The organism is Shinella sedimenti, assembly GCF_022601905.1.
GTDB classification, from domain to species: domain Bacteria; phylum Pseudomonadota; class Alphaproteobacteria; order Rhizobiales; family Rhizobiaceae; genus Shinella; species Shinella sedimenti.
Genome location: NZ_JAKVIN010000002.1, coordinates 486,908 through 507,468, shown reverse-complemented (window position 1 = coordinate 507,468; position 20,561 = coordinate 486,908). Strand labels below are relative to the sequence as shown.

General features: G+C 63.6%; 24 protein-coding genes. 13 read left to right on the top strand and 11 right to left on the bottom strand.

What is annotated here, in order from left to right; genetic code table 11:
• Positions 1-75: 75 nt before the first annotated feature.
• The gene (locus MKI86_RS06585) at positions 76-2,223 is read right to left on the bottom strand and encodes an OmpA family protein (RefSeq protein ID WP_241598875.1); all 2,148 of its coding nucleotides are present in this window, start codon (positions 2,221-2,223) and stop codon (positions 76-78) included.
• 340 nt (positions 2,224-2,563) lie between these two features.
• Between MKI86_RS06585 and MKI86_RS06580 the strand changes: the two genes are divergently transcribed.
• From MKI86_RS06580 to tolA, 7 genes are all read left to right on the top strand, one after another.
• Complete coding sequence (locus MKI86_RS06580; RefSeq protein WP_241598873.1) at positions 2,564-3,343, top strand: ABC transporter substrate-binding protein; 780 nt, start codon at positions 2,564-2,566, stop codon at positions 3,341-3,343.
• 165 nt (positions 3,344-3,508) lie between these two features.
• On the top strand, positions 3,509-4,312 hold the full coding sequence (locus tag MKI86_RS06575) for an ABC transporter permease (RefSeq protein WP_241598871.1): 804 nt from the start codon (positions 3,509-3,511) through the stop codon (positions 4,310-4,312).
• A complete protein-coding gene (locus tag MKI86_RS06570; protein WP_241598869.1) occupies positions 4,309-5,142 on the top strand; it encodes an ABC transporter permease in 834 nt (277 codons plus the stop codon). The genes MKI86_RS06575 and MKI86_RS06570 overlap by 4 nt, the downstream gene beginning before the upstream one ends.
• Before the next feature lie 146 nt (positions 5,143-5,288).
• Positions 5,289-5,555, top strand: coding sequence for an usg protein (locus MKI86_RS06565; protein WP_241598867.1), 267 nt, complete (start codon positions 5,289-5,291; stop codon positions 5,553-5,555).
• 51 nt (positions 5,556-5,606) lie between these two features.
• Positions 5,607-6,422, top strand: a complete 816-nt coding sequence (locus tag MKI86_RS06560) for a class I SAM-dependent methyltransferase (protein ID WP_241598865.1) — start codon at positions 5,607-5,609, stop codon at positions 6,420-6,422.
• A 68-nt stretch (positions 6,423-6,490) separates the two neighbouring features.
• A complete protein-coding gene (locus MKI86_RS06555) occupies positions 6,491-7,363 on the top strand; it encodes an NAD(P)-dependent oxidoreductase (protein ID WP_241598864.1) in 873 nt (290 codons plus the stop codon).
• 1 nt (position 7,364) lies between these two features.
• Positions 7,365-7,739, top strand: coding sequence for a cell envelope integrity protein TolA (tolA, locus tag MKI86_RS06550; protein ID WP_241598862.1), 375 nt, complete (start codon positions 7,365-7,367; stop codon positions 7,737-7,739).
• Positions 7,740-7,745: 6 nt separating this feature from the next.
• On the opposite strand, the gene MKI86_RS06545 is transcribed toward tolA, so the two are convergent.
• Genes MKI86_RS06545 through MKI86_RS06535 form a run of 3 tightly spaced genes read right to left on the bottom strand, consistent with a single transcriptional unit; the run spans position 7,746 to position 9,516 of the window.
• Positions 7,746-8,234: an Lrp/AsnC family transcriptional regulator gene (locus MKI86_RS06545; RefSeq protein WP_134650010.1), complete on the bottom strand. Its 489-nt coding sequence runs from the start codon at positions 8,232-8,234 to the stop codon at positions 7,746-7,748.
• Positions 8,235-8,293: 59 nt separating this feature from the next.
• Positions 8,294-8,938, bottom strand: a complete 645-nt coding sequence (locus tag MKI86_RS06540; RefSeq protein ID WP_241598860.1) for a uracil-DNA glycosylase family protein — start codon at positions 8,936-8,938, stop codon at positions 8,294-8,296.
• 11 nt (positions 8,939-8,949) lie between these two features.
• Positions 8,950-9,516, bottom strand: a complete 567-nt coding sequence (locus MKI86_RS06535; RefSeq protein ID WP_241598858.1) for a thermonuclease family protein — start codon at positions 9,514-9,516, stop codon at positions 8,950-8,952.
• A gap of 168 nt (positions 9,517-9,684) precedes the next feature.
• Between MKI86_RS06535 and MKI86_RS06530 the strand changes: the two genes are divergently transcribed.
• Positions 9,685-11,220 (top strand): sensor histidine kinase, encoded by a 1,536-nt coding sequence (locus MKI86_RS06530; RefSeq protein ID WP_241599296.1) that lies wholly within the window; start codon positions 9,685-9,687, stop codon positions 11,218-11,220.
• 3 nt (positions 11,221-11,223) lie between these two features.
• Here the strand turns inward: MKI86_RS06530 and MKI86_RS06525 are convergent, their stop codons facing one another.
• Together MKI86_RS06525 and cobT are read right to left on the bottom strand one after the other, a co-directional pair.
• A complete protein-coding gene (locus MKI86_RS06525; protein ID WP_241598856.1) occupies positions 11,224-11,601 on the bottom strand; it encodes a diacylglycerol kinase in 378 nt (125 codons plus the stop codon).
• An 84-nt stretch (positions 11,602-11,685) separates the two neighbouring features.
• Positions 11,686-12,702 (bottom strand): nicotinate-nucleotide--dimethylbenzimidazole phosphoribosyltransferase, encoded by a 1,017-nt coding sequence (cobT, locus tag MKI86_RS06520; RefSeq protein WP_134650015.1) that lies wholly within the window; start codon positions 12,700-12,702, stop codon positions 11,686-11,688.
• Between the two features lie 129 nt (positions 12,703-12,831).
• Between cobT and MKI86_RS06515 the strand changes: the two genes are divergently transcribed.
• From MKI86_RS06515 to MKI86_RS06505, 3 genes are read left to right on the top strand one after another with little or no spacing between them, the layout of a single operon-like run.
• Complete coding sequence (locus MKI86_RS06515; protein WP_241598854.1) at positions 12,832-13,614, top strand: adenosylcobinamide-GDP ribazoletransferase; 783 nt, start codon at positions 12,832-12,834, stop codon at positions 13,612-13,614.
• A 36-nt stretch (positions 13,615-13,650) separates the two neighbouring features.
• Positions 13,651-13,872: a DUF1289 domain-containing protein gene (locus MKI86_RS06510; RefSeq protein WP_134650017.1), complete on the top strand. Its 222-nt coding sequence runs from the start codon at positions 13,651-13,653 to the stop codon at positions 13,870-13,872.
• Positions 13,869-14,567, top strand: a complete 699-nt coding sequence (locus tag MKI86_RS06505; RefSeq protein WP_241598852.1) for a retropepsin-like aspartic protease family protein — start codon at positions 13,869-13,871, stop codon at positions 14,565-14,567. The genes MKI86_RS06510 and MKI86_RS06505 overlap by 4 nt, the downstream gene beginning before the upstream one ends.
• A 49-nt stretch (positions 14,568-14,616) precedes the next feature.
• Here the strand turns inward: MKI86_RS06505 and MKI86_RS06500 are convergent, their stop codons facing one another.
• The 5 genes from MKI86_RS06500 to MKI86_RS06480 form a co-directional block, all read right to left on the bottom strand.
• A complete protein-coding gene (locus MKI86_RS06500; RefSeq protein WP_241598850.1) occupies positions 14,617-14,994 on the bottom strand; it encodes a VOC family protein in 378 nt (125 codons plus the stop codon).
• Between the two features lie 129 nt (positions 14,995-15,123).
• The gene (locus tag MKI86_RS06495) at positions 15,124-15,885 is read right to left on the bottom strand and encodes an ABC transporter permease (RefSeq protein ID WP_241598848.1); all 762 of its coding nucleotides are present in this window, start codon (positions 15,883-15,885) and stop codon (positions 15,124-15,126) included.
• Positions 15,882-16,808, bottom strand: coding sequence for an ABC transporter ATP-binding protein (locus tag MKI86_RS06490; RefSeq protein ID WP_241598846.1), 927 nt, complete (start codon positions 16,806-16,808; stop codon positions 15,882-15,884). The genes MKI86_RS06495 and MKI86_RS06490 overlap by 4 nt, the downstream gene beginning before the upstream one ends.
• Positions 16,809-16,900: 92 nt before the next feature.
• Positions 16,901-17,722: a sulfite exporter TauE/SafE family protein gene (locus MKI86_RS06485; RefSeq protein WP_241598844.1), complete on the bottom strand. Its 822-nt coding sequence runs from the start codon at positions 17,720-17,722 to the stop codon at positions 16,901-16,903.
• 318 nt (positions 17,723-18,040) lie between these two features.
• Entirely contained in the window at positions 18,041-19,228 is a 1,188-nt protein-coding gene (locus MKI86_RS06480) for an extensin-like domain-containing protein (protein ID WP_370879912.1), read from the bottom strand.
• A gap of 290 nt (positions 19,229-19,518) precedes the next feature.
• Between MKI86_RS06480 and MKI86_RS06475 the strand changes: the two genes are divergently transcribed.
• Entirely contained in the window at positions 19,519-19,905 is a 387-nt protein-coding gene (locus MKI86_RS06475; RefSeq protein ID WP_134650024.1) for an acyl-CoA thioesterase, read from the top strand.
• Between the two features lie 20 nt (positions 19,906-19,925).
• Entirely contained in the window at positions 19,926-20,519 is a 594-nt protein-coding gene (locus MKI86_RS06470; RefSeq protein WP_241598840.1) for a hypothetical protein, read from the top strand.
• The last annotated feature ends 42 nt before the right edge of the window (positions 20,520-20,561 follow it).

Here is a 20,561-nt window from a genome sequence, read left to right as displayed (position 1 = left end):
TTCTTACAGGCCAAAGAAAAACCCGCCGGCTTCCACCGGCGGGTTTCTTGTTTGTCGAAGCGGCGCGAAGCCCGATCAGTTCGCGCTGGCGACGGGGCGAACCAGCGTCGTCACGCGGCGGATGGTCACGCGGCGGTTCTGCTGTTCGGCAGCCTGCGTGCGCACCTTGAGGAAGCGCTCGCCATAACCCTGCGTCTGGAGATTTTCCGGCGGAATGCCATAGACCTCGGTCAGCAGGCTCGCGACGGAGTCGGCCCGGCGGTCGGACAGGACGAGGTTCGACTTGTCCGAACCGACAGCGTCCGTATGGCCTTCGATCAGGAAGGTCTCGCCCGGATCCTTGTCGAGGACCTTCTGCATGGCGTCGGCGACCTTGCGCAGCGTGCGGGCCTGCGACATCGGGATCTCCGCGCTACCCGTCGCAAAGGTGACGGTATCGAGGTCGATGCGGCGCACCTTGTCACGCAGGCGGGCAGACTGCTTCACCTCGTTGATCGTGTAGACACGCTCCACGCGCTCGACGGGCGGCTCGGAAAGGAACTCGTAGTAATCGCGGTCGGGATCGCTCGACGTATCGACGATATAGTCGCGCAGCGGAATTCTCAGGCGCATCGGCGGCAGGTCGTAGCCGACATCGAAGAAGTCCGGACGCGGCGCATCGTCTTCCAGTTCCGGCGCGTAGACCAGGATGTATTCGCGGCCGTCGCGGCCGACGCGGGAGCGCTGGATGACGTCACCGTAGCGGTTGTAGATCGTTATGATCTGGACCCCGCCGGGACGAACGATCGTCTCACGCGTGCGGCCACGTGCGAGCTGGTCGTAATAAACCTCCTCGGAGTCGCGGCGAAGGCGGGGACGGTCGTCACCGCGTACGAACAACTGGTTGCCGACCGACAGAACGGTGCGGTTGTCGATCGTTTCGACCACGTTCACCTGCGTCACGTTGTTTTCCACCGTATTGTTGTTCACGGTGTTATTGACGGTGTTGTTGTTGATGACCGTGTTGTTGATCACGGTATTGTTGACGATGTTGGTCGTCTCCGGCACGGCGAACACGGGAGCGGCATCGACGCGCTGGCCCTCTTCCTTGATAGCGGCCTCGATCTTCTGCGGTACGGCCTCGCGAACCTCCTGCGGGATTTCGGCCTGCGCCGAATCGTCCGAAGCCGGCAGCGGCACCTCTTCCTGGGCCCGCAGCTCCTCGCGCTGCTTGCGACGCTCCTCGCGGCTCATGCGGCCGCCGGAATTGTCGGCATCCTTGTCGCTGTCGAGCACGGCGGCACCGTTTTCGACCGGCAGCACGACCGTTTCATCCGTCTTGCCCGGATCTTCGGCGATGGCCTGCTTCTCTTCCGTGGAAAGCGTGTCGACGACTTCCGGAACGGGCTCTGCGGCGGGCGTCTCGCCGGTTTCAGCCGTTGCCGGCTGCTCGGCGCCGCCTTCGGCAGGCTGCTGCTGCTCGTCGGTCACGATAGCCGGCTGCTGCTCGACGGGCTGTTCTTCCGCCGGCTGCTGCTGCTCGGTCTGCTGCTGCTGTTCCTCGGCGGCCTTCTGCTCGTCGGCCTGGCGTTGCGCTTCTGCATCGGCAGCCTTCTGCTGTTCCTCGGCCGCACGCTGGGCCTCCTCGTCTGCGGCGTTCTGCTGCTCTTGGGCCGCACGCTGCGCTTCCTCGTCGGCAGCCTTCTGCTGTTCGGCGGCCGCACGCTGGGCTTCCTCGTCGGCAGCCTTCTGCTGTTCCGCGGCAGCGCGCTGGGCCTCTTCCTCGGCAGCCTTCTGCTGCTCCGCAGCCGCGCGTTGGGCTTCCTCATCGGCAGCCTTCTGCTGCTCTTCGGCAGCGCGCTGGGCTTCTTCATCAGCGGCACGCCGCTGTTCAGCGGCCTGGCGCTGCGCCTCTTCTTCGGCAGCGCGCTGCTGCTCTTCAGCCTGACGCTGGGCCTCCTGCTCGGCCGCACGCTGCTGCTCTTCAGCCGCGCGCTGGGCTTCTTCCTCAGCGGCACGCTGCTGCTCTTCGGCCTGACGCTGCGCCGCTTCTTCGGCGGCGCGTTGCTCTTCCTGCTGGCGCTGCAGCAGCAGCTCCTCTTCAGACGGCTGGGCCTGCTCGCCGCTGTCCTGAGCGACTTCGAACGGTTTCATGAGGGCATCGGCAAGCGCCGGCGTCGCGATCAGCGAAGCGGAAAGCACCGGAAACGCCACGGTTGCGAAAAGTTTTGAGCGGAAAGTCATCGTTTTGTCCTCACGGTGTCCCGTCTTGTTAGCTTCGAGAGCTTGCCCCCGGCATTTTGCTGCTGGTCGGCGAGTCGCCCGTCTTCCTTGTAAGGCCTAGTCATGCCTGCCTGAACCGCGGCTGAACGACCAGCGGTGAGCGACGAGATAGGTCGCGCGACCGCCAAGACCAGAGGTGCGCGGAAATTGTCGGGGAAACGGGGCGGAATGACGGCGGAAAAGGAGTTGATTTTTACGCGCAAACAGTCCGATTATCACAACCAAGCGGGCACCCCGCCTGCTGTACATCAAGGCCCGGACAACAAGAAAAACCCGAGAGCCTTCAACAGAGAGGATCAACATGCGTATTTCCAAACGTTTCACGCTCGCAGCCTCGGCTGCGGTCATCGCCCTCTTCGCGTCCTCCGCGATGGCTGAAGGCGAGAAGATCGTGATCGGCACGGAAGGCGCCTACCCGCCCTTCAACAACCTCGAGTCGGACGGTACGCTGACCGGCTTCGACATCGACATCGCCAAGGCGCTCTGCGAGGAAATGAAGGCCGAGTGCACCTTCGTTACGCAGGACTGGGACGGCATCATTCCCGCCCTGATCGCCAAGAAGTTCGACGCCATCATCGCTTCCATGTCGATCACTGCCGAGCGCAAGCAGCAGGTGGACTTCTCCAAGAAGTACTACAACACGCCGCCGGCCATCGTCGTGCCGAAGGATTCCGACATCAAGGAAGCAACCGCCGAAGCGCTCGCTGGCAAGACGCTCGGCGCACAGGGTTCCACAACCCATTCCAACTATGCCGAAGCGCATATGAAGGACAGCGAAGTCAAGCTCTACCCGACGGCCGACGAGTACAAACTCGATATCGCCAACGGCCGCATCGACGCCGTCATCGACGACGTGGTGGTGCTGTCGGAATGGCTGAAGACGGCTGACGGCGCCTGCTGCAAGCTACTCGGCACGCTGCCGCTCGATCCGGTCATCAACGGCGAAGGCGCCGGCATTGCCGTTCGCAAGGGCGATCCGCTTGCCGACAAGTTCACCGCGGCGATCGCGGCCATCCGCAAGAGCGGCAAGTATCAGGAGATCAACGCCAAGTACTTCCCGTTCGATGTCTACGGCGACTGAGACGCGGGCACATTGGGTTGATGCCGGTTTTTTCTGACCCCATCACCGGATTGCAGAAGCGGGAGGGCTTGCCCTCCCGCTTCTTTTGCTTGAGAACTTGACGACAAAATGAAAGGCGCGCACAGCGTCTGACAACAAGCGCGAAACGCGCATCGGGGGTTTGGCATGAGCGGGTTCTTTACCGCCATCGTCGAGGCGGTAACCGCAGCATTAGGGATCGTGGATCCTCTGTGCGGACCGGTCGGCATCTTCACGCTGTTTGCAGGCGACACGCTTCTGGCCTGTGGAGACACTGGCTGGGGCGACGAGATCGCGCTCGGCTTTCTGGTCACCGGCAGCCTGGCGCTGGCCACGCTGCCCATCGGCCTGCTGTTCGGCTTCTTCATCGCGCTGGCCAAGCAGTCCGAGGAACGCTCGCTGCGCCTGTCGGCCAATATCTACACCACGCTCTTCCGGGGCCTGCCCGAACTGCTCACACTCTTCATCGTCTATTACGGCCTGCAGATCCTCGTGCAGAATGCCGCGACAGCGATCGGCTACCAGGGCAGCGTAGAGATCAACGCCTTCTTCGCCGGCATGATTGCGCTTGGCGTCGTCTTCTCGGCCTATTGTTCGGAAGTGCTGCTGTCGGCCTTCAAGGCCATTCCCCGCGGCCAGTACGAGGCCGGTGATGCACTCGGCCTGCACCGCGGCCGCACGATGCAGCGCATCATCCTGCCGCAGCTCATCCGCATCGCGCTGCCCGGCCTGGGCAACCTCTGGATGGCGCTGCTGAAGGACACTGCGCTGGTCTCGGTCATCGGCCTGCCGGACATCCTGCGCCAGACGGGCGTCGCCGCCCGCGTCACCAAGCAGGCGTTCGAATTCTACGCCATCGCCTGCCTGCTGTTCCTCATCCTCGCGTTCCTCTCCTCGCTGATCTTCTCCAGCATCGAGACCTGGGCAAAGCGCTCGGAGGCTGCGCGATGAGCCGCGTTTCCACCAGCCTCATTCCGCCGCAGGCACCGCCGCCCGCCCCGCCGCGCCCCTTTACAGCCGGCCGTTTCTTCGGAAACGTCTTCATGGGGGTATGGCTCGCGCTGACCATCGGCATCTTCCTGATGATGGTCGAGGGATGGGATCCGGAGAAATTCACCCGCTACGGGCCGAACTACCTTTCCGGCCTCGGCGTAACCCTCACGCTCGTCGGCCTCTCCATCGTGCTGGGTGCCGTCCTGTCGCTGCCGCTCGCCTTTGCGCGCATGTCGAAGAACCCGGTGTTCTCGTGGTTCTCCTACGGCTACGTTTATTTCTTCCGCGGCACGCCGCTCCTTACCCAGCTCTTCCTCATCTATTACGGCCTCGGCAGCTTCTCGGCCGAGCTGAAGGCCTGGGGACTGTGGTGGTTCTTCCGTGATGCGTGGAACTGCGCGCTCTTGACCTTCACGCTCAACACCGCCGCCTACCAGGCCGAAATCCTGCGCGGCGCCATCGAAAGCGTGCCGCGTGGCCAGCATGAGGGGGCTGCAGCCCTCGGCCTGCCGAAGAAGATCGCCTTCTTCAAGGTCATCCTGCCGCAGGCTCTGATCGTGGCGCTTCGCCCCTACGGCAACGAAATCATCCTGATGATCAAGGGCTCGGCCATCGTCGCCATCATCACGGTGTTCGACCTGATGGGTGAGACCCGCCGTGCCTTCTCGCGCACATTCGACTATCAGGCCTATTTGTGGGCGGCACTGCTTTACCTGCTCATCGTGGAACTGCTGCGTAATGTCTGGGCGTGGCTGGAAGCGCGCCTCACTCGCCACCTGAAACGGTGACAACGTTGGCAGCACTCGCTCACCGATGCTGCCAACAAATTGAATTCAAAGGATTATTTGTTTTCACGGGCAAAAATATACACTTGCTTAACCATGGCGACGCTTCAATCATAAGGACCATCATTCGTGTGAAATGAGAGGTCCCGATGACGAACGACATGGCAATGCAGCTCAAGGGCTACGGCATGACGATGGCCCAGATTCTCTATCGCATGCCCGATCACCCGACATTCCTGCAGACCTACATCTGGCAGCATTACGATCTCGCGCCGGACTTCCCGGAAATGAAGAGTTTTCTCAGGTTCTGGCAGGAGAAACTCGACGGCCCGCTGCACTCGATCCGCTACGTGCACCGCCGCCTGATTTCGGCCAGCGAGTGGCGCGCGCTGAAAGGTGAATTCATCATCAACTGACGTCCTGCGGCCTTCTTGCCAAGCCCGGCGGGCGGCCCTAAGAGACGCAGCATGAAGAAGATCGACGAAGACCCGCTCGCGGAAGCCTATAACCGCGCCCTCTCGCTGGAAAAGTCCGGCGATTTCGATGCCGCCGCAAAGGCCTATGCCGAGGTGCTGGCACTCGATCCGGAGGACCATGGCGGCGCGGCCGTGCGCCTTGCCTCCATGGGCCGCGGCGAGACCCCGGAGAAGGCGCCCGACGCCTATGTGACCACGCTGTTCGACCAGCATGCCGAAGTCTTCGACAACGTGCTCGTCGACCAGCTCGGCTATTGCGTGCCGCTTCTCCTGCGCCAGCGCTTCCAGGCACTGGAACTCGGTCCGTTCAACCGCGTGCTCGATCTCGGCTGCGGTACGGGCCTGACCGGCGGCGCGCTGCGCGACATGGCTGAAGACATCACCGGCGTCGACCTCTCGGAAAACATGGTCGAAATCGCGCACGAGAAGGATCTCTACGAAACCCTCTATGTCGCCGAGGCCGTGGATTTCCTCGACGACAACGAGGACGAGCCCTTCGACCTCATCGCCGCCACCGACGTGCTGCCGTATCTTGGAGCGTTGGAGGCACTGTTCTTCGGCGCGGCCGAAAATCTCGTGGCCGGTGGCCTCTTTGCCTTCTCGTCGGAAACGCTGCCGGACGACACCTTCGCCGGCCGCCCCTTCATGGTCGGCCCGCACCAGCGTTTCGCCCATGCCGCATCCTATGTACGCCAGCGCCTCGATGAAACCGGCTTCGACGTTGTCGAGATGTCCGACATCACCGTGCGCATGGAGGAAGGCGAGCCGATCGCCGGCCATCTGGTCATCGCCAAGTACCGCGGCTGACGGGAAACACTTTCACCCTGCCCGCTGATCCGTTAAACGTCCTGCCAGCAATTGCAGGAGAAGACGGCATGGCAAAGGTTGCATTCATCGGTCTCGGCGTCATGGGCTATCCCATGGCGGGCCATCTCAAGGTCAAGGGCGGCCATGAGGTCGCGGTCTATAACCGCACCTTCGCCAAGGCGGAAAAGTGGGCCGCCGAATTCGGCGGCGCGGCCTTCCGCACCCCGGCCGAGGCCACCAAGGATGCCGATTTTGTCTTCACCTGCGTCGGCAATGACGACGACCTGCGCGCCGTCACAACGGGCAAGGACGGCGTGTTCGACGGCATGAAGCCCGGCGCCATCCTCATCGACAACACCACCGCCTCCGCCGAAGTCGCCCGCGAACTCGACGCGGCCGCCAGAGAGCGCGGCTTCGCCTTCATCGACGCGCCGGTGTCCGGCGGACAGGCCGGTGCCGAGAACGGCGTGCTCACCGTCATGTGCGGTGGCGACGAGGCGACCTTCGCGACGGCAAAGCCTATCATCGATGCCTATTCCCGCATGATCGGCCTGATGGGCCCGGCGGGTGCCGGACAGTTGACCAAGATGGTCAACCAGATCTGCATTGCCGGTCTAGTTCAGGGCCTCGCCGAGGGTGTGCATTTCGGCAAGAAAGCGGGGCTCGACATGGAAGCGGTGATCGACGTCATCTCCAAGGGCGCCGCCGGCTCCTGGCAGATGGAAAACCGCCACAAGACGATGATCACCGGCAAGTACGATTTCGGCTTCGCCATCGACTGGATGCGCAAGGACCTCGATATCGTGCTGTCGGAAGCCCGCCGCAACGGCGCCAAACTACCCGTTACCGCGCTGGTCGATCAGTTCTACGGCGACGTGCAGGAGATGGGCGGCAACCGCTGGGACACGTCCTCGCTGCTCGCCCGGCTGGAGCGCAAGTAAGATGCGCGCACGCGCGTTCGCCCTCGCTGCCCTGCTCGCCGCATCCGCCGTTCCGGCGGCTGCGGACGACGCGGCATCCCAGCAGGCGCTGGCGACAGCGCTGCACATGAAGATCGCGCAATGCTGGATGGTGCCGGCGGATCTGCCGGATCATGTCCAGTCCGTGCGCGTGAAATTCTCGCTCACCGACACCGGCGCGCTCGATGGCTCGCCGTCGGTGGAAGGGGCCGTCGCCGGCGATCCGGCGACGAAGGCCTTCGCCGCCAGCGCCGTGCGCGCGGTCGTTCGCTGCGCCCCCTTTTCAGGCCTGGCGCAGCTCGCTTCCTACGATACCTGGAAGACCGTGGTCGTCACCTTCCGGCGACCGGACTTCTGAGACGGCTCAGTCCTCACCGCTCTTCTGGTTGTCCACGACCATATAGTCGAGCGGAAGCTCGGTCGTGTACTTGATCTGCTCCATCGCGAAGGCCGACGACACGTCGCGGATTTCGATCCGGGCGATCATGCGCTTATAGAAGGCGTCATAAGCGGCGATATCGGGCACGACGACGCGCAGCAGATAATCCACCTCGCCGCTCATGCGGTAGAATTCGACGACCTCAGGGAATTCGACGATCACTTCGGAGAAGCGTTTCAGCCATTCGGTCGAATGCGAGTTCGTGCGGATCGAGACGAAGACCGTGACCTTGGTGTTGATCTTGACCGGATCGAGCAGCGCGACGCGCTTGCGGATCACACCGTCTTCTTCCATCTTCTGGATGCGGCGCCAGCAGGGTGTAGTCGAGAGGCCCACCTTCTTTGCGAGATCGGCAACTGCAAGCGTGGAATCCTCCTGCAAGAGGCGAAGGATTTTGCGGTCCAGACGGTCCATTGGTTTCCCCTACGAAAATTAATTCCCCTATATACCGATTTTACAATGAATAGGAAGAATTATATTTCAGCAGTTAGCCGTTTCACCCAGCCTTGCAGTTCCGGCAGAATTTCTTCCTCGAACCACGGATTGCGTTTCAGCCAGCCGGTATTGCGCCAGGAGGGATGCGGCAGCGGCAGCACGGCAGGGCCCACATTGCGGCCGAGATGGCGGCGCCACTCGCGCACCGTTTCTGTCATGCTCGCTGCCCTGGCGGCGCCCAGATGCCAGGCCTGCGCATACTGCCCGATCGCCAGCACCAGTTCGACCTGCGGCATCGTCGCCATGATGCGCGCACGCCAGAGCGGGGCACATTCCCGGCGCGGCGGCAGGTCGCTGCCATGGGCGTCGTAGCCGGGAAAACAGAGCCCCATGGGAACGATGGCGAAACGGCCGGGATCGTAGAACACCGCACGATCGACGCCGAGCCATGTGCGCAGCCTGTCGCCTGACGCATCGTTGAACGGCAGTCCGCTTTCGTGCACCCGCAGGCCTGGTGCCTGTCCGGCGATCAGGATACGCGCCGTCGGGGAAATGACGACGACCGGCCGCGGTTCGTGCGGCAGCACATCATCAGCCTTGGCCGGCGCGTCCCGACAGACCCGGCAGGCGGCAATAGCCGCGCGCAGGGCAGCCATGTCTTCGGGATGTGCGGTCCTGTCCATCGCCCGTTCCGTCAATCCAGCCCCAGCAGCCCCAGAATGCGCCCCACAAAGCCGGGTTCCGCCGTGTGAATGCCCTCCGGTTGCCGGCCGTTCATCCGCCGCCAGTCTTGCGGAACATCGAAGGTAGTGCCCCATAGGCCCTTCCGCTCGGCTTTAGCCAACTGCTCTTCATGTTCGTAGTCGCCATAGGCGACGGCAAGTCCCTCGCGCACCATGCGCTCGCCGAGGTCGACGCCGTTCGCCTCGCAGCGCGACAGCAGCCGGTCGTACTTGTCCTTGCCCTGCACGCGGCATGTCACCGGCCCCGCCCGCATCAACTCGGCCAGCCGCGAGCGCGCCGCCACGCCGCAGCGCCATTCGCCGTCATCCCTCTTGCAGAGCTGCGACATTTCCGGCGCATCCATTCCGATGAGCCGGATGCGGCGTCCATCCAGCGTAATCGAATCGCCGTCCTTGGCCCGCGCCGCGCCGCTGATCGTCTCGGCGCTGCCGTCGCCGAGCCGCACGATGATCAGCACGATCAGCACCATCATGGCGACCGCCACGCCCACATCGCGCATGCGCCTGGAAAAACTCATGGAACTCATTTCCCGGTTTCGAATCTGACCAAGCGTCATAGGACGAATGGCACCGCATTTCACGTCATGTAAAATGCCGGAATGGTTCGCAAATGGTTTATGCGCGGCAGCATCTTCTTAAGGATTGCCACCTAGACTGCAACGCTGTCCGCAACAGTTGCAATCATGATGAGTACCGGCGTCAGCACCTCGACCGACAAGATCATTGTCGACAAGTCGCGCAGCCATCGAAACAAGGCTGTTTCGCGGGCTGTTCGCGCGACCCGTGATCGCTTGCAGATCGCCACGGGCGTGTCGCCGGGCTTCGAACGCGAGATGATGCAGCTGCATGTCGCCTCGGTGGCGCAGAGCGCGCTCGCCATTCCCGTCGTCGTCATGCTCATCGCCGCCGGCGGCGTCTATCTCACGCAGGAAATCGGCCTCGTCGCCTGGGCGATTCTGGCGCTCACCATGCATGCCATCGGCATGATCGTCGCGCACCGCGCACGCGGGCGCGAGATCACCGCCGAAAACGTGCGGCGCTGGCAGCGCGGCTTCCTCGTTGCACAGGTCTTCATGGGGCTCGCCTGGGTCGCCTTTTCGCTCCAGACCTGCGGCACCTGCACCGGCGTGACCTTCGATTTCTACAAGGGCTCTGCGCTGCTCGTCGCGCTCGCCGTGACGGCGATGAGCACGCTGATGCTGCGGCACGCCATTCTCGGCGCCTTCCTGCCCACCGTCGCCGTGCTCATCGTTCTGGCCGGACTTGCGCCGGCGCCGGGCACCGTCGGCATGGCGGCGATCATTGCGGCGGCTATGCTCTTCCTCGTCTTCATGACGCACCGCCTGCGCTACACGAGCGCCCAACTCCTCTCCTCGCAATCGGAGAAGGACGACCTGATCGCGGAGCTCGAAGTCGCGAAATCGATGTCGGACGAAGCCCGCCGCCGCGCGGAAGAGGCCAATCTTGCCAAATCACGCTTCCTCGCCTCCATGTCGCATGAACTGCGCACGCCGCTCAACGCCATCCTCGGTTTCTCCGAGGTCATGTCGACAGAAGTGCTCGGCCCCTTGAACAACCCGATCTACAAGGAATACACGTCGGATATCCACCGCTCCGGCCAGCATCTCCTCAATCTCATCAACGAGATCCTCGACCTCTCGCGCATCGAGGCCGGAAAGTACGATCTGGCAGAAGATTCCGTGCATCTGGTCGATATCGCGGAGGATTGCATCGGCATGGTGCAGCTGCGCGCCCGAGCCAAGAACATCACTATTTCCGAGCAGGTGGAGAGCGGCATGCCGGCGGTCTGGGCCGACGAGAAGGCGCTGCGTCAGGTCATCCTGAACCTGCTCTCCAATGCCGTGAAATTCACGCCCCAGGGCGGCGAAGTCGTCGTCAAGGCCGGCTGGACGGCGGGTGGCGGCCAGTATGTCTCCATCAAGGACAACGGCCCCGGTATTCCCGAAGAGGAAATCCCCGTCGTACTCTCAGCCTTCGGCCAGGGCTCGATTGCCATCAAGAGCGCCGAACAGGGCACCGGGCTCGGCCTGCCCATCGTTCAGGCCATTCTCGCCAAGCACAACGGCGAATTCATTCTGAAATCGAAGCTGCGCGAAGGCACCGAGGCCATCGCGATCCTGCCGGCAAAGCGCGTGTTGGAAAGCCTGCCGGCCGTCAGCGAGACCCACGCGGTCGCTCCGCGCCGCAAGAGCTTCGCCTGATCCTCAGATGAACTTCGAAATCACCACATAGCCCGCGCAGGCGGCATTGGCGATGATGAGGCAGAACACCGCGAAGGAACCGAGGTCCTTCGAGTGCTTGCCCATTTCGGAGATTTCCGGCGAGACGCGATCGACGATTTCCTCGATTGCCGTATTCAGCGCCTCGAAGGCGATCATCAGGAGGAAGAGGATGGTCATCGCCACGAATTCGAACAGCGTGGCGCCGACGACGATAAACAGCACCATGGCGACGACGAAAGCGATCAGCTCATGGCGGAAGGCGGATTCGCCGAGCAGACGACGCGCGCCGTCCGCCGAATAGGTCGCGGCCGCCAGGAGGTGGCTGAAGCCCGTCTTTTTCGTGATTGGTCCCTGACCCATTCCGTCATCCCCTTGCCGCCGGACCCGTAAGCGAAGCCCCACGGGTCCAATCCACGTCATTTTGGCTTTTTGCCGACCGTGCCGCTACGAACGGTTGCTGACACCCGCCTGAACGAAGGTCGCCATGCCGGAATGGCAGGCCGCCGCCGCCTTGACGATGCCGGCCGCAAGCGCCGCTCCGGTGCCTTCGCCAAGCCGCATGCCGAGCGCCAGAAGCGGCGTCTTGCCGAGCTTCTCGATCGACTTCATGTGCCCCGGCTCGGCCGAGACATGGCCGATCAGGCAATGGTCGAGCGCGGCGGGATTGGCGGCGCGCAGGATGGCGCCGGCCGCGGTCGCGACATAGCCGTCGAGGATGACCGGGATCTTCTGCATGCGTGCGGCAAGGATTGCGCCGGCCATCGCCGCGATCTCGCGACCGCCCAAGCGCCGCAGCACCTCCAGCGGATCGTTGAGATGTGCACGGTGCAGGTCCACCGCCTTCTTGACGGCCGCGACCTTGCGCTGCAGCACCTCGCCCTCGGATCCGGTGCCCGGGCCTACCCACTCCTCGGCAGTGCCGCCATAGAGCGCCATGTTGATCGCCGCGGCAATCGTCGTGTTGCCGATGCCCATCTCGCCGATGCACAGCAGGTCGGTGCCGCCGGCGACGGCTTCCATGCCGAAGGCCATGGTCGCGGCACAGTCGCGCTCGGAAAGGGCAGCTTCCTCGGTGATGTCGGCGGTCGGATAGTCGAGCGCCAGATCGAACACCTTGAGGCCGAGGTCGTGCGTCACGCAGATCTGGTTGATCGCCGCACCGCCGGCGGCGAAATTCTCCACCATCTGCGCCGTGACCGAAGACGGATAGGGCGTGATGCCCTGCTTCGTCACACCGTGGTTGCCGGCGAAGATGGCGACGAGCGGGCGGGTGACGGCGGGCGGACGTCCCGTCCAGGCGGCGAGCCAGAAGGCGATTTCCTCGAGCCGGCCCAGCGCGCCCGGCGGCTTCGTCAGCTGCGAATCCCGCGTGCGCGCGGCCACCAGCGCGGCCGAATCGGGACCGGGCAGATTGCGCAGCAATTCACGAAAATCATCGAACGGCAGGCCGCTGGCACTCATCTTGGGAATTCCTTGCTTTGGGCTTTCAAAGGCGGGGTTTTGGTGTCTCCTAATAGAGGCAGGGCGCGAATCCGACAACCGCATTTGCGGCTGTTCCCATCGTCGTTTCGCCGGGAGGGGCTTTTCCACATGAACATCCGCGACTTCATCGACGATACCGCGCGCTCCATAGCCTTCCTGTCGCGCGTGCCGGTGCCGCAGCGCCATTTTACGGACCATGACGGACGGTTGTCGCGCGCCGTCAGGACCTTCCCGCTGGCCGGCGTGCTGATCGTGCTGCCGGCCGCCGCACTCGCTGCCGTGCTTTCGGCCCTGCACGCCCCGCCGCTCCTGCTCGCCTTCGCCACGCTCGGCCTTCAGGTGCTGGTGACGGGCGCGCTGCATGAGGACGGCCTGTCCGACAGCGCCGACGGCATCGGCGGCGGGCGTGATCGCGACAGCGCGCTTGCGATCATGAAGGACAGCCGCGTCGGCTCCTACGGCGTCGTCGCCCTCGTTCTCTCCTTCGGTCTGCGCGCGGCCGCCATTGCCGCGCTTGCCGCCGCACTCACGCCCTCCGGCCTCGGCATGGCGCTGCTCGCCGTCGCGGCCGCAAGCCGCACCGCCATGGTCTGGCACTGGTCGCTCCTGCCGCCTGCCCGTCGCGATGGCGTTGCCGCCTCGGTCGGCGAGCCGGATCAGGCCGCCACGACGGTCGCGCTCGCCTCCGGCATCCTGCTTGCAGCCCTGCTCCTCCTTCCACACGGCACCGTGTTGTCCTGGCTCCTGGCGCTAGCCGCCGCAGCGCTTTCCGTCCTCGTCTTCAATCGCATCGCCCTGCGCAAGATCGGCGGCCATACCGGCGATACGATCGGCGCGACCCAACAGCTCGCGGAAATGTCAGTGCTTTTCGCCCTTGCCTTGGCGCTTTGAGCTGCCGATATAGGAGCGGACATATCTGGAGTTTCGATGGAATCGCCCTGCATACTCGTCTGTTCGATCGACATGGTGACCGGCTACTGCTTCGGTTGCGGTCGCACGCGCGAGGAAATCGGCGCTTGGACGCTCTACACATCCGACGAGCGCCGCGCGATCATGGCCGCCCTTCCGGCGCGGCTTGAGACCGTCGAGCGCAAGCCGCGGCGCGAGACCCGCCGCGCCCGCATGGCAAGGGAGCGTGGCGACGCATGAGATTTTATGTTCTTCTGGCCATTCTCGGCGGCGGCCTCGCCCTTCTGATCCTCAACCATGACAGCGGCCGCACGCTCGGCATCGCCAATGACGATTTCGGCCGCCTCGTGACTCTCTCGGCCATCGGCACGATGATGGCGACCGGCATTCTAGCCGGGCGACGCCAATGGGGCGAAAGCCTGCGCCAGGCCGCCATCTGGCTCGTGCTCATTCTGGCGCTTGCCACCGCCTATCTCTACCGCTTCGACCTGCAGGACGTCGGCAACCGGCTGACGGCAGGCCTCATTCCCGGCCGCGCCGTCGTCACGACCAATGCCAGCGGCGAACAGATCCTCGTCATCCAGAAGGGCCTGTCGGGCCATTTCGAAACGGATGTCACCATCGACGGCACGCCGCTGCGCATGATGGTCGATACCGGCGCAAGCTCGGTCGTGCTGTCCTATGCGGATGCCATGCGCCTCGGCATCAACCCGGACAACCTCGTCTTCTCCATCGACGTCTCGACCGCCAACGGCCGCGCGCTCGCCGCCCCCGTCACGCTGCGCCAGGTCGCCATCGGGCCCATCCAGCGCGGGACGATACGCGGCATGGTCGCGGAGGAGGGTCGCCTGGAGCAGAGCCTGCTCGGCATGAGCTTCCTCGAAACACTGGGATCCATCGAGATCACCCGCGACGAACTGCGGCTGAAGGACTGATTGCCGCCGGGCAGGACGGAGCGGCCAAGACCGCCCCGTGCCCACTGCTTCAGATCGGCTGCCCGACATCGATGCGGTTGCCGTCCGGATCCTCGAAAACAAAGGCGCGCAGCCCGTAGTCCTTGTCCTGAAGGCTCTTGATGATGCGCAGGCCATGGGTCTGGCAAAGCGTATGCAACGCGTCCACATCGTCCACAATAAGATGCGCCACGTTGAAGGCAGGTGCCTTGTATGTAGGCTGCAACGTGAGATGCACCTCGCCCGCATCCCGCTTCATGATCATGAAGCCGACGGGATCTCCGTTCTCGAAAACTTTCCTGAAACCGAGGACATTTGTGTAGAACGCCTCTGCCTCGGGCATGTTCTTGACCGGCAGCATGGCCGCTATTCGTCCGAACCGGACACCGTGATCGGCGATGTCATTCATCGCAGAACCTCCGCTTGCAACATCAGACCACTGCGCCGGGCGGTGCCGGCCGCGTGTCATTGTTGTTTTTGGTGAAGCAGGACGGTGCCTACGGACAAACTCTAGCCCGGCTTACGCCGGGCCGTAAACTCAATTCTTCAGCTTGTATCCGGTCTTGAAGATCCAGGCCGTGATCGATAGGCAAACGATCAGGAAGCCCAGCACCGTCACGAGGCTGACGAGCGGACTGACATCGGCGATCTCGTAGAAGCTCCAGCGGAAGCCGGACACGAGGTAGAGCACCGGATTGAAATGGCTGACCGTCTGCCAGAAGGGCGGCAGCATGTCGATCGAATAGAAGCTGCCGCCGAGGAAGACGAGCGGCGGCACGATCAGCATGGGGAAAAGGTTCAGCTGCTCGAAGTCCTTCGCCCAGATGCCGATCATGAAGCCAAACAGGCTGAACGTGACTGCCGTCAGCACGAAGAACAGCACCATCATGAAGGGATGTTGTATGGAGATGTCGACGAAGAACGAGGCGGTGACGAGAATGATCGTCCCGACGATGAGCCCCTTCGTCGCCGCGGCACCGACATAGCCTATGACGATCTCGATCATCGAAATCGGCGAGGAGAGGATCTCGTAGATCGTGCCGGTGAACTTCGGGAAATAGATGCCGAAGGAGCCGTTGCCGATGCACTGGTTCAGCAGCGTCAGCATGATGAGGCCGGGCGCGATGAAGGCGCCGTAGGACACGCCCTGCACTTCCTGCATGCGCGATCCGATCGCCGCGCCGAACACGATGAAATAGAGCGATGTGGTGATGACGGGCGAGACGATGCTCTGGAGCAGCGTGCGGCGGGTGCGCGCCATTTCGAACGCATAGATGGATTTGATCGCCTCGAAGTTCATTTGCCCTCTCCCACCAGCTCCACGAAGATGTCTTCCAGCGAACTCTGCTCGGTGGAGATATCCTTGACCCTCAGCCCGCAATGCGACAGGGCCGACAGCAGCGAGGAAATGCCGGTCCGCTCGCCGGCGGAATCGAATTCATAGACGAGTCGCGTGCCCTCACCCGACAGCGCCAGCCCGAAAGGCGACAGCGCGTCGGGAATGGCGGTCACCGGCTCGGCAAGCTCCACGGTCAGCTGCTTGCGACCGAGCTTTGCCATCAGCGCCTTCTTCTCCTCCACGAGCAGGATCTGGCCGTGGTTGATCACGCCGATCCGGTCGGCGATCTCCTCGGCCTCCTCGATATAGTGCGTGGTCAGGATGATGGTGACGCCGGAGGCGCGCAGCCGTTCGACGAGGTGCCACATGTCCTTGCGCAGCGACACGTCGACGCCCGCGGTCGGCTCGTCGAGGAACAGTACCTTCGGCTCGTAGGACAGCGCCTTGGCGATTAGGACGCGCCTGCGCATGCCGCCCGAAAGGTGGCGCAGCATCGTGTCCTTCTTGTCGTAGAGCGAGAGGTCTTTCAGGATCCGCTCGATCAACGCCGGGTCGGGCTTGCAGCCGTGCAGGCCGCGCGAGAAGGCCACCGTGTTCCAGACCGTCTCGAAGGAATCGAGCGTCAGTTCCTGCGGCACGAGGCCGATGACGGAGCGTGTCTGGCGGAAATCGCGCAGGATGTCGTGTCCCCCGACAGTGACCGTGCCGCCGCTCGGCGTAACGATGCCGCAGATGATCGAGATCATCGTCGTCTTGCCCGCACCGTTGGGCCCGAGCAGCGCGAGAATCTCGCCCTCCTCGATATCGAGATCGACGCCTTTCAGCGCCTGGAACCCTGAGGCATAGCTCTTGGTGAGATTGCGAATGGAAACGATGGGCGCCATGGGATGGTCCGGACAAGGGAAAATTCATGCGGAAGGACACCCTATATGGCGCGTCCTTAGCCGGTTTTCACCCGGCCTAGCGAAAAAATATCTCAGCCGTAGATGCTGTAGAGGAAGCGAAGCGCAACGAGGATGAGGAAAATGCCGAAGCCCGTCTCCAGCTGCCGCTTGCTCATGGCATGCGCCAGCCGCACGCCCCACGGCGTAACGACGAGCGCGATCGGCACGATCAGCGCGACAGCGATCCAGTTGATGAAGCCAGTCGATCCGGGCGGCAGGCCGGGCACGCCCCAGCCGGCCCAGATATAGCCGAAGATGCCGGGGATGGAGATCAGCACGCCGACGCCAGACGAGGTCGCGACCGCCTGATGGATCGGCCGGCCGAACGATGTCATGTAGGTGTTGTTGAGCACGCCGCCGCCGATGCCCATCAGGCCAGAAAGCGTGCCGATGACGACCCCGGCGATCTGCCGGGCGATGCCGCCGGGCAGCGTATCGCCGATCCGCCAGGTCTCGCGATTGAACAGCATGCGCAGCGCAACGAGCAGCGAGATGCCGACGAAGACGAAGCGCAGCCCGACGCTGGAGATGAAGGCAGCGATGATGGAGGCAAGGATCGCCCCGAGCGGCAGCGCAACGATCCAGCTCTTCAGGAGATCCATATCTACGGCGCTGCGCTTGCGGTGCGCCGTGAAAGACCGGATCGAGGTCGGCACGATGATGGCAATGGAGGTGCCGACGGACAGGTGCATGCGCACCGCCTCCGGCACATCAAGATAGCCGAACACCTGGTAGAAGACCGGCACAAGGATCGCCCCACCGCCGACGCCGAAAATGCCGGCGAGAAGACCGGAGACGACGCCCGCCGCGGCAAGCGCCAGCGCGAACAGGACGAGATCGGCGATGGGGGGCATGCAATTCTCCCGGCGGGAATGAAAAGGGGCGACTCGCGAAACAATCGCGGCCGAGATGCGCCAACTGTCATCAAACCGTGACCGATTTCAACCATGGTCTGCACGAGGCCGACAGGAACGGTCAGCACCCCGCAACCCCATCGTTCCCGCTGTCAGACAGAGGCCTCGCTCCCGACCCTGAGGGAGCTTTTCGGCGGTCCATCCGCCCGCTTCCCCGCGGAAGCCCGCATGCGCCCTCGCCGGTCCCCGGCGCTGGCGATTGAAATGTGACATTCCTTCCAGACCGGCGCCCCGCCGGTCTTTTTTTGTCCGGCTATCCTACAGGCTGCAATGCCGGTAGCCCGATTTGCGCACCCTCAGATCGAAATGGAAATGGTCCTTGTGGTAACGGTCGCTGCCGGGGCCGAGCACGGTGGAGAAATACTTGCAGCTGTCGCCGCGCACCGATTTGAGCAGCCCCTTCTCACGGAAGGCGAAGAAGCCCTTCGGTTCGATGGCGATCGACTTGCCGCTCTTCAGCACGATCCTGCCGACATCGATGGCATTGCCCCGGGCATGTTCGGACATGGCGGCGCCGCGGCGCGAATTCATCGTTCGGCAGGAATAGGACGACATCTGGTGGATGGCCGAGACGCCCGAGAGATAGCGCATGCGCGCCGACGGCACGAGCTCCGCCTTCACCCAGCGCGCGAAGGCTTCGGTGATCTGGCAGTTGACCTGCGCCGCCGGCTTGATCTGGATTCCACCGGAAAGCCCTGAAAGCTCGACCGGCCAGTCGATGCCACAGGAGCGTCCGCGTGAGATGCGTGGCACGTCGCGGAATTTCACGCCGAGCTTCTGGAGCCGCTGCCGGCATGCCCTTTCGGAAGCCGGCATGCCGCCCATCGTCTCGGGAACCTGCATGGGATTGTTGAGCCGTGGCATGAAGGCGACCTGTTCGCCCTGCATGGACTGCTGTTGGGACTGGCGCTTTCGCGTCGTCGCCTTGTCGGGCACGCGCAGATAGCCGTCGCCCTCGGCCTCCATGCCCGCCTCCGACATCGGGATCGCCTCGGGCTCGCCCACCTGCTGCGGCATGTCCGTGCCGATGCCGCCGACGACGACCTGGCTCGCATTGCCCTCAGCGATCTCGTTGGCCTGTGCCTCTGCAAGCCCCTCGACGCGGCCGACACCCAGCCCCTCGTCCATGCTCACCCCGCCCTCGGGAACGGCCAGCATGCCGGAAGACGCCTGCACCGGCTCGCCGATGCCCATCGCCTCGTCGCTGTCGATCTTTGGCAGATGCCGCGTCTGGCGCGCGGGCGCGGCCATGGCCGTGTCAGGCGTTTCCATGCCGTAGGAAGATGAACCACCACCGGTGTCGCCGATCTCGGCCGCCGGCGTGATAGCGCTCACACCCACGCTGTCGACATCGTCGGGCGGCGTCAGGCCACCCGAACAGGCGGCGAGAATCGCCGGGATCAGAAGCAGCCCCACCGGCCTGCGCAGACGTGATACAAACGCAATACCCATTGTCACTTCCGCCCGGCGTCCGTCGTCGCACGATGCGGTCCCGGTTACGCACATTCTTGTCCGGTCATGGTGCAGGTGGCGTTTGTCCAGATTCGGACCCCGTTCCCGCAAAACCGGCTCGCAGGCCGACACGCCTGCATTTCCAGGGGATTTTCGCCGAACATGGTAAAGGAAAGGTTTGCAACGCAAAGCCGTGCCGCTTGCGATGTCCGGCGGACCCGCGGCCCCTCTTTCGTACGCACACGCAATGGGTTAGACCGGAAGTCAGACGCAGAGGAGCCCGCATGACCGACACGCAGACCCCGAACGGCCAGCTCACCCTTCGCACGCTCGCCATGCCCGGCGACGCCAATGCAGCCGGCGATATTTTCGGCGGCTGGGTCATGGCGCAGATGGACCTTGCCTGCGGCATCCGCGCCGCCGAGCGCGCCCGCGGCCGCGTCGTTACCGCAGCGGTCAGGGAAATGGCCTTCGAACTGCCGGTCAAGATCGGCGATACGCTCAGCATCTACACGGATATCGCCCGCGTCGGACGCACCTCCATCACGCTGTCGGTCGAAGCATGGGCACAGCGCTATCTCACCACGCGACTGGAGAAGGTGACAGCCGCGACCTTCGTCATGGTCGCGCTCGACAGCCAGGGCCAGCCGACGCCGGTGCCGGGCGACTAGACAGCCTCGGGAGGGGCAGCATGGACCATAACATGCCACCGGACCCCGCCGTGTTCACGCATATCCGCGTGGTCATCGGCATGGTCGTCAGTCTCAGCCTCGCGCGTGTCCTGAGCGGCATCGCCCTCTTCATCCAGCATCCCGGCAAGACCAAGGCCTATCCCGTCCATCTCGCCTGGGCGGGTTTCCTGATCCTCTACCTCCTGCATTTCTGGTGGTGGGAGTTCCGCCTTCAGGTGCTGACGCCCATCGATTTCGGCGTCTACCTTTTCGTCGTTAGCTATTGCTGCCTGTTCTTCATGCTGGCGGTGCTGCTGTTTCCGACGACGCTCGACGACTACAAGGACTACGAGGACTATTTCTTCTCGCGGCGCAAATGGTTCTTCGGCGTGTTCACGATGGTCTTCGCGGTCGATCTGCTCGACACGGCGCTGAAGGGGATCGATTACTTCGAGTCCTTCGGCTACGAATATCCCATTCGCAACGTTACCTTTATCGTGCTCTGCCTGATCGCGGCATGGACGGCAAGCCGCCGCTTCCATGCCACCTTCGTCATCGCCGCCATCGCCTACCAGCTGAGCTGGATCTTCCGCGCCTTCGACCTCATCGAGTGAAAAGCCTAAGCTATCCTCGCTGATTCTGACCGTCTGGCGTTA

What these genes read in the sequence shown, in the direction of transcription:
- MKI86_RS06505 (WP_241598852.1), top strand. Translation starts at nt 13,869, where the DNA reads ATGAGATTTTATGTTCTTCTGGCCATTCTCGGCGGCGGCCTCGCCCTT.
- tolA (WP_241598862.1), top strand. Translation starts at nt 7,365, where the DNA reads ATGCGCGCACGCGCGTTCGCCCTCGCTGCCCTGCTCGCCGCATCCGCC.
- MKI86_RS06545 (WP_134650010.1), bottom strand. Translation starts at nt 8,234, where the DNA reads ATGGACCGTCTGGACCGCAAAATCCTTCGCCTCTTGCAGGAGGATTCC.
- MKI86_RS06485 (WP_241598844.1), bottom strand. Translation starts at nt 17,722, where the DNA reads ATGCCCCCCATCGCCGATCTCGTCCTGTTCGCGCTGGCGCTTGCCGCG.
- MKI86_RS06525 (WP_241598856.1), bottom strand. Translation starts at nt 11,601, where the DNA reads ATGGGTCAGGGACCAATCACGAAAAAGACGGGCTTCAGCCACCTCCTG.
- MKI86_RS06570 (WP_241598869.1), top strand. Translation starts at nt 4,309, where the DNA reads ATGAGCCGCGTTTCCACCAGCCTCATTCCGCCGCAGGCACCGCCGCCC.
- MKI86_RS06565 (WP_241598867.1), top strand. Translation starts at nt 5,289, where the DNA reads ATGACGAACGACATGGCAATGCAGCTCAAGGGCTACGGCATGACGATG.
- MKI86_RS06580 (WP_241598873.1), top strand. Translation starts at nt 2,564, where the DNA reads ATGCGTATTTCCAAACGTTTCACGCTCGCAGCCTCGGCTGCGGTCATC.
- MKI86_RS06585 (WP_241598875.1), bottom strand. Translation starts at nt 2,223, where the DNA reads ATGACTTTCCGCTCAAAACTTTTCGCAACCGTGGCGTTTCCGGTGCTT.
- MKI86_RS06475 (WP_134650024.1), top strand. Translation starts at nt 19,519, where the DNA reads ATGACCGACACGCAGACCCCGAACGGCCAGCTCACCCTTCGCACGCTC.
- MKI86_RS06555 (WP_241598864.1), top strand. Translation starts at nt 6,491, where the DNA reads ATGGCAAAGGTTGCATTCATCGGTCTCGGCGTCATGGGCTATCCCATG.
- cobT (WP_134650015.1), bottom strand. Translation starts at nt 12,702, where the DNA reads ATGAGTGCCAGCGGCCTGCCGTTCGATGATTTTCGTGAATTGCTGCGC.
- MKI86_RS06530 (WP_241599296.1), top strand. Translation starts at nt 9,685, where the DNA reads ATGAGTACCGGCGTCAGCACCTCGACCGACAAGATCATTGTCGACAAG.
- MKI86_RS06490 (WP_241598846.1), bottom strand. Translation starts at nt 16,808, where the DNA reads ATGGCGCCCATCGTTTCCATTCGCAATCTCACCAAGAGCTATGCCTCA.
- MKI86_RS06470 (WP_241598840.1), top strand. Translation starts at nt 19,926, where the DNA reads ATGGACCATAACATGCCACCGGACCCCGCCGTGTTCACGCATATCCGC.
- MKI86_RS06575 (WP_241598871.1), top strand. Translation starts at nt 3,509, where the DNA reads ATGAGCGGGTTCTTTACCGCCATCGTCGAGGCGGTAACCGCAGCATTA.
- MKI86_RS06515 (WP_241598854.1), top strand. Translation starts at nt 12,832, where the DNA reads ATGAACATCCGCGACTTCATCGACGATACCGCGCGCTCCATAGCCTTC.
- MKI86_RS06560 (WP_241598865.1), top strand. Translation starts at nt 5,607, where the DNA reads ATGAAGAAGATCGACGAAGACCCGCTCGCGGAAGCCTATAACCGCGCC.
- MKI86_RS06510 (WP_134650017.1), top strand. Translation starts at nt 13,651, where the DNA reads ATGGAATCGCCCTGCATACTCGTCTGTTCGATCGACATGGTGACCGGC.
- MKI86_RS06495 (WP_241598848.1), bottom strand. Translation starts at nt 15,885, where the DNA reads ATGAACTTCGAGGCGATCAAATCCATCTATGCGTTCGAAATGGCGCGC.
- MKI86_RS06500 (WP_241598850.1), bottom strand. Translation starts at nt 14,994, where the DNA reads ATGAATGACATCGCCGATCACGGTGTCCGGTTCGGACGAATAGCGGCC.
- MKI86_RS06540 (WP_241598860.1), bottom strand. Translation starts at nt 8,938, where the DNA reads ATGGACAGGACCGCACATCCCGAAGACATGGCTGCCCTGCGCGCGGCT.
- MKI86_RS06535 (WP_241598858.1), bottom strand. Translation starts at nt 9,516, where the DNA reads ATGAGTTTTTCCAGGCGCATGCGCGATGTGGGCGTGGCGGTCGCCATG.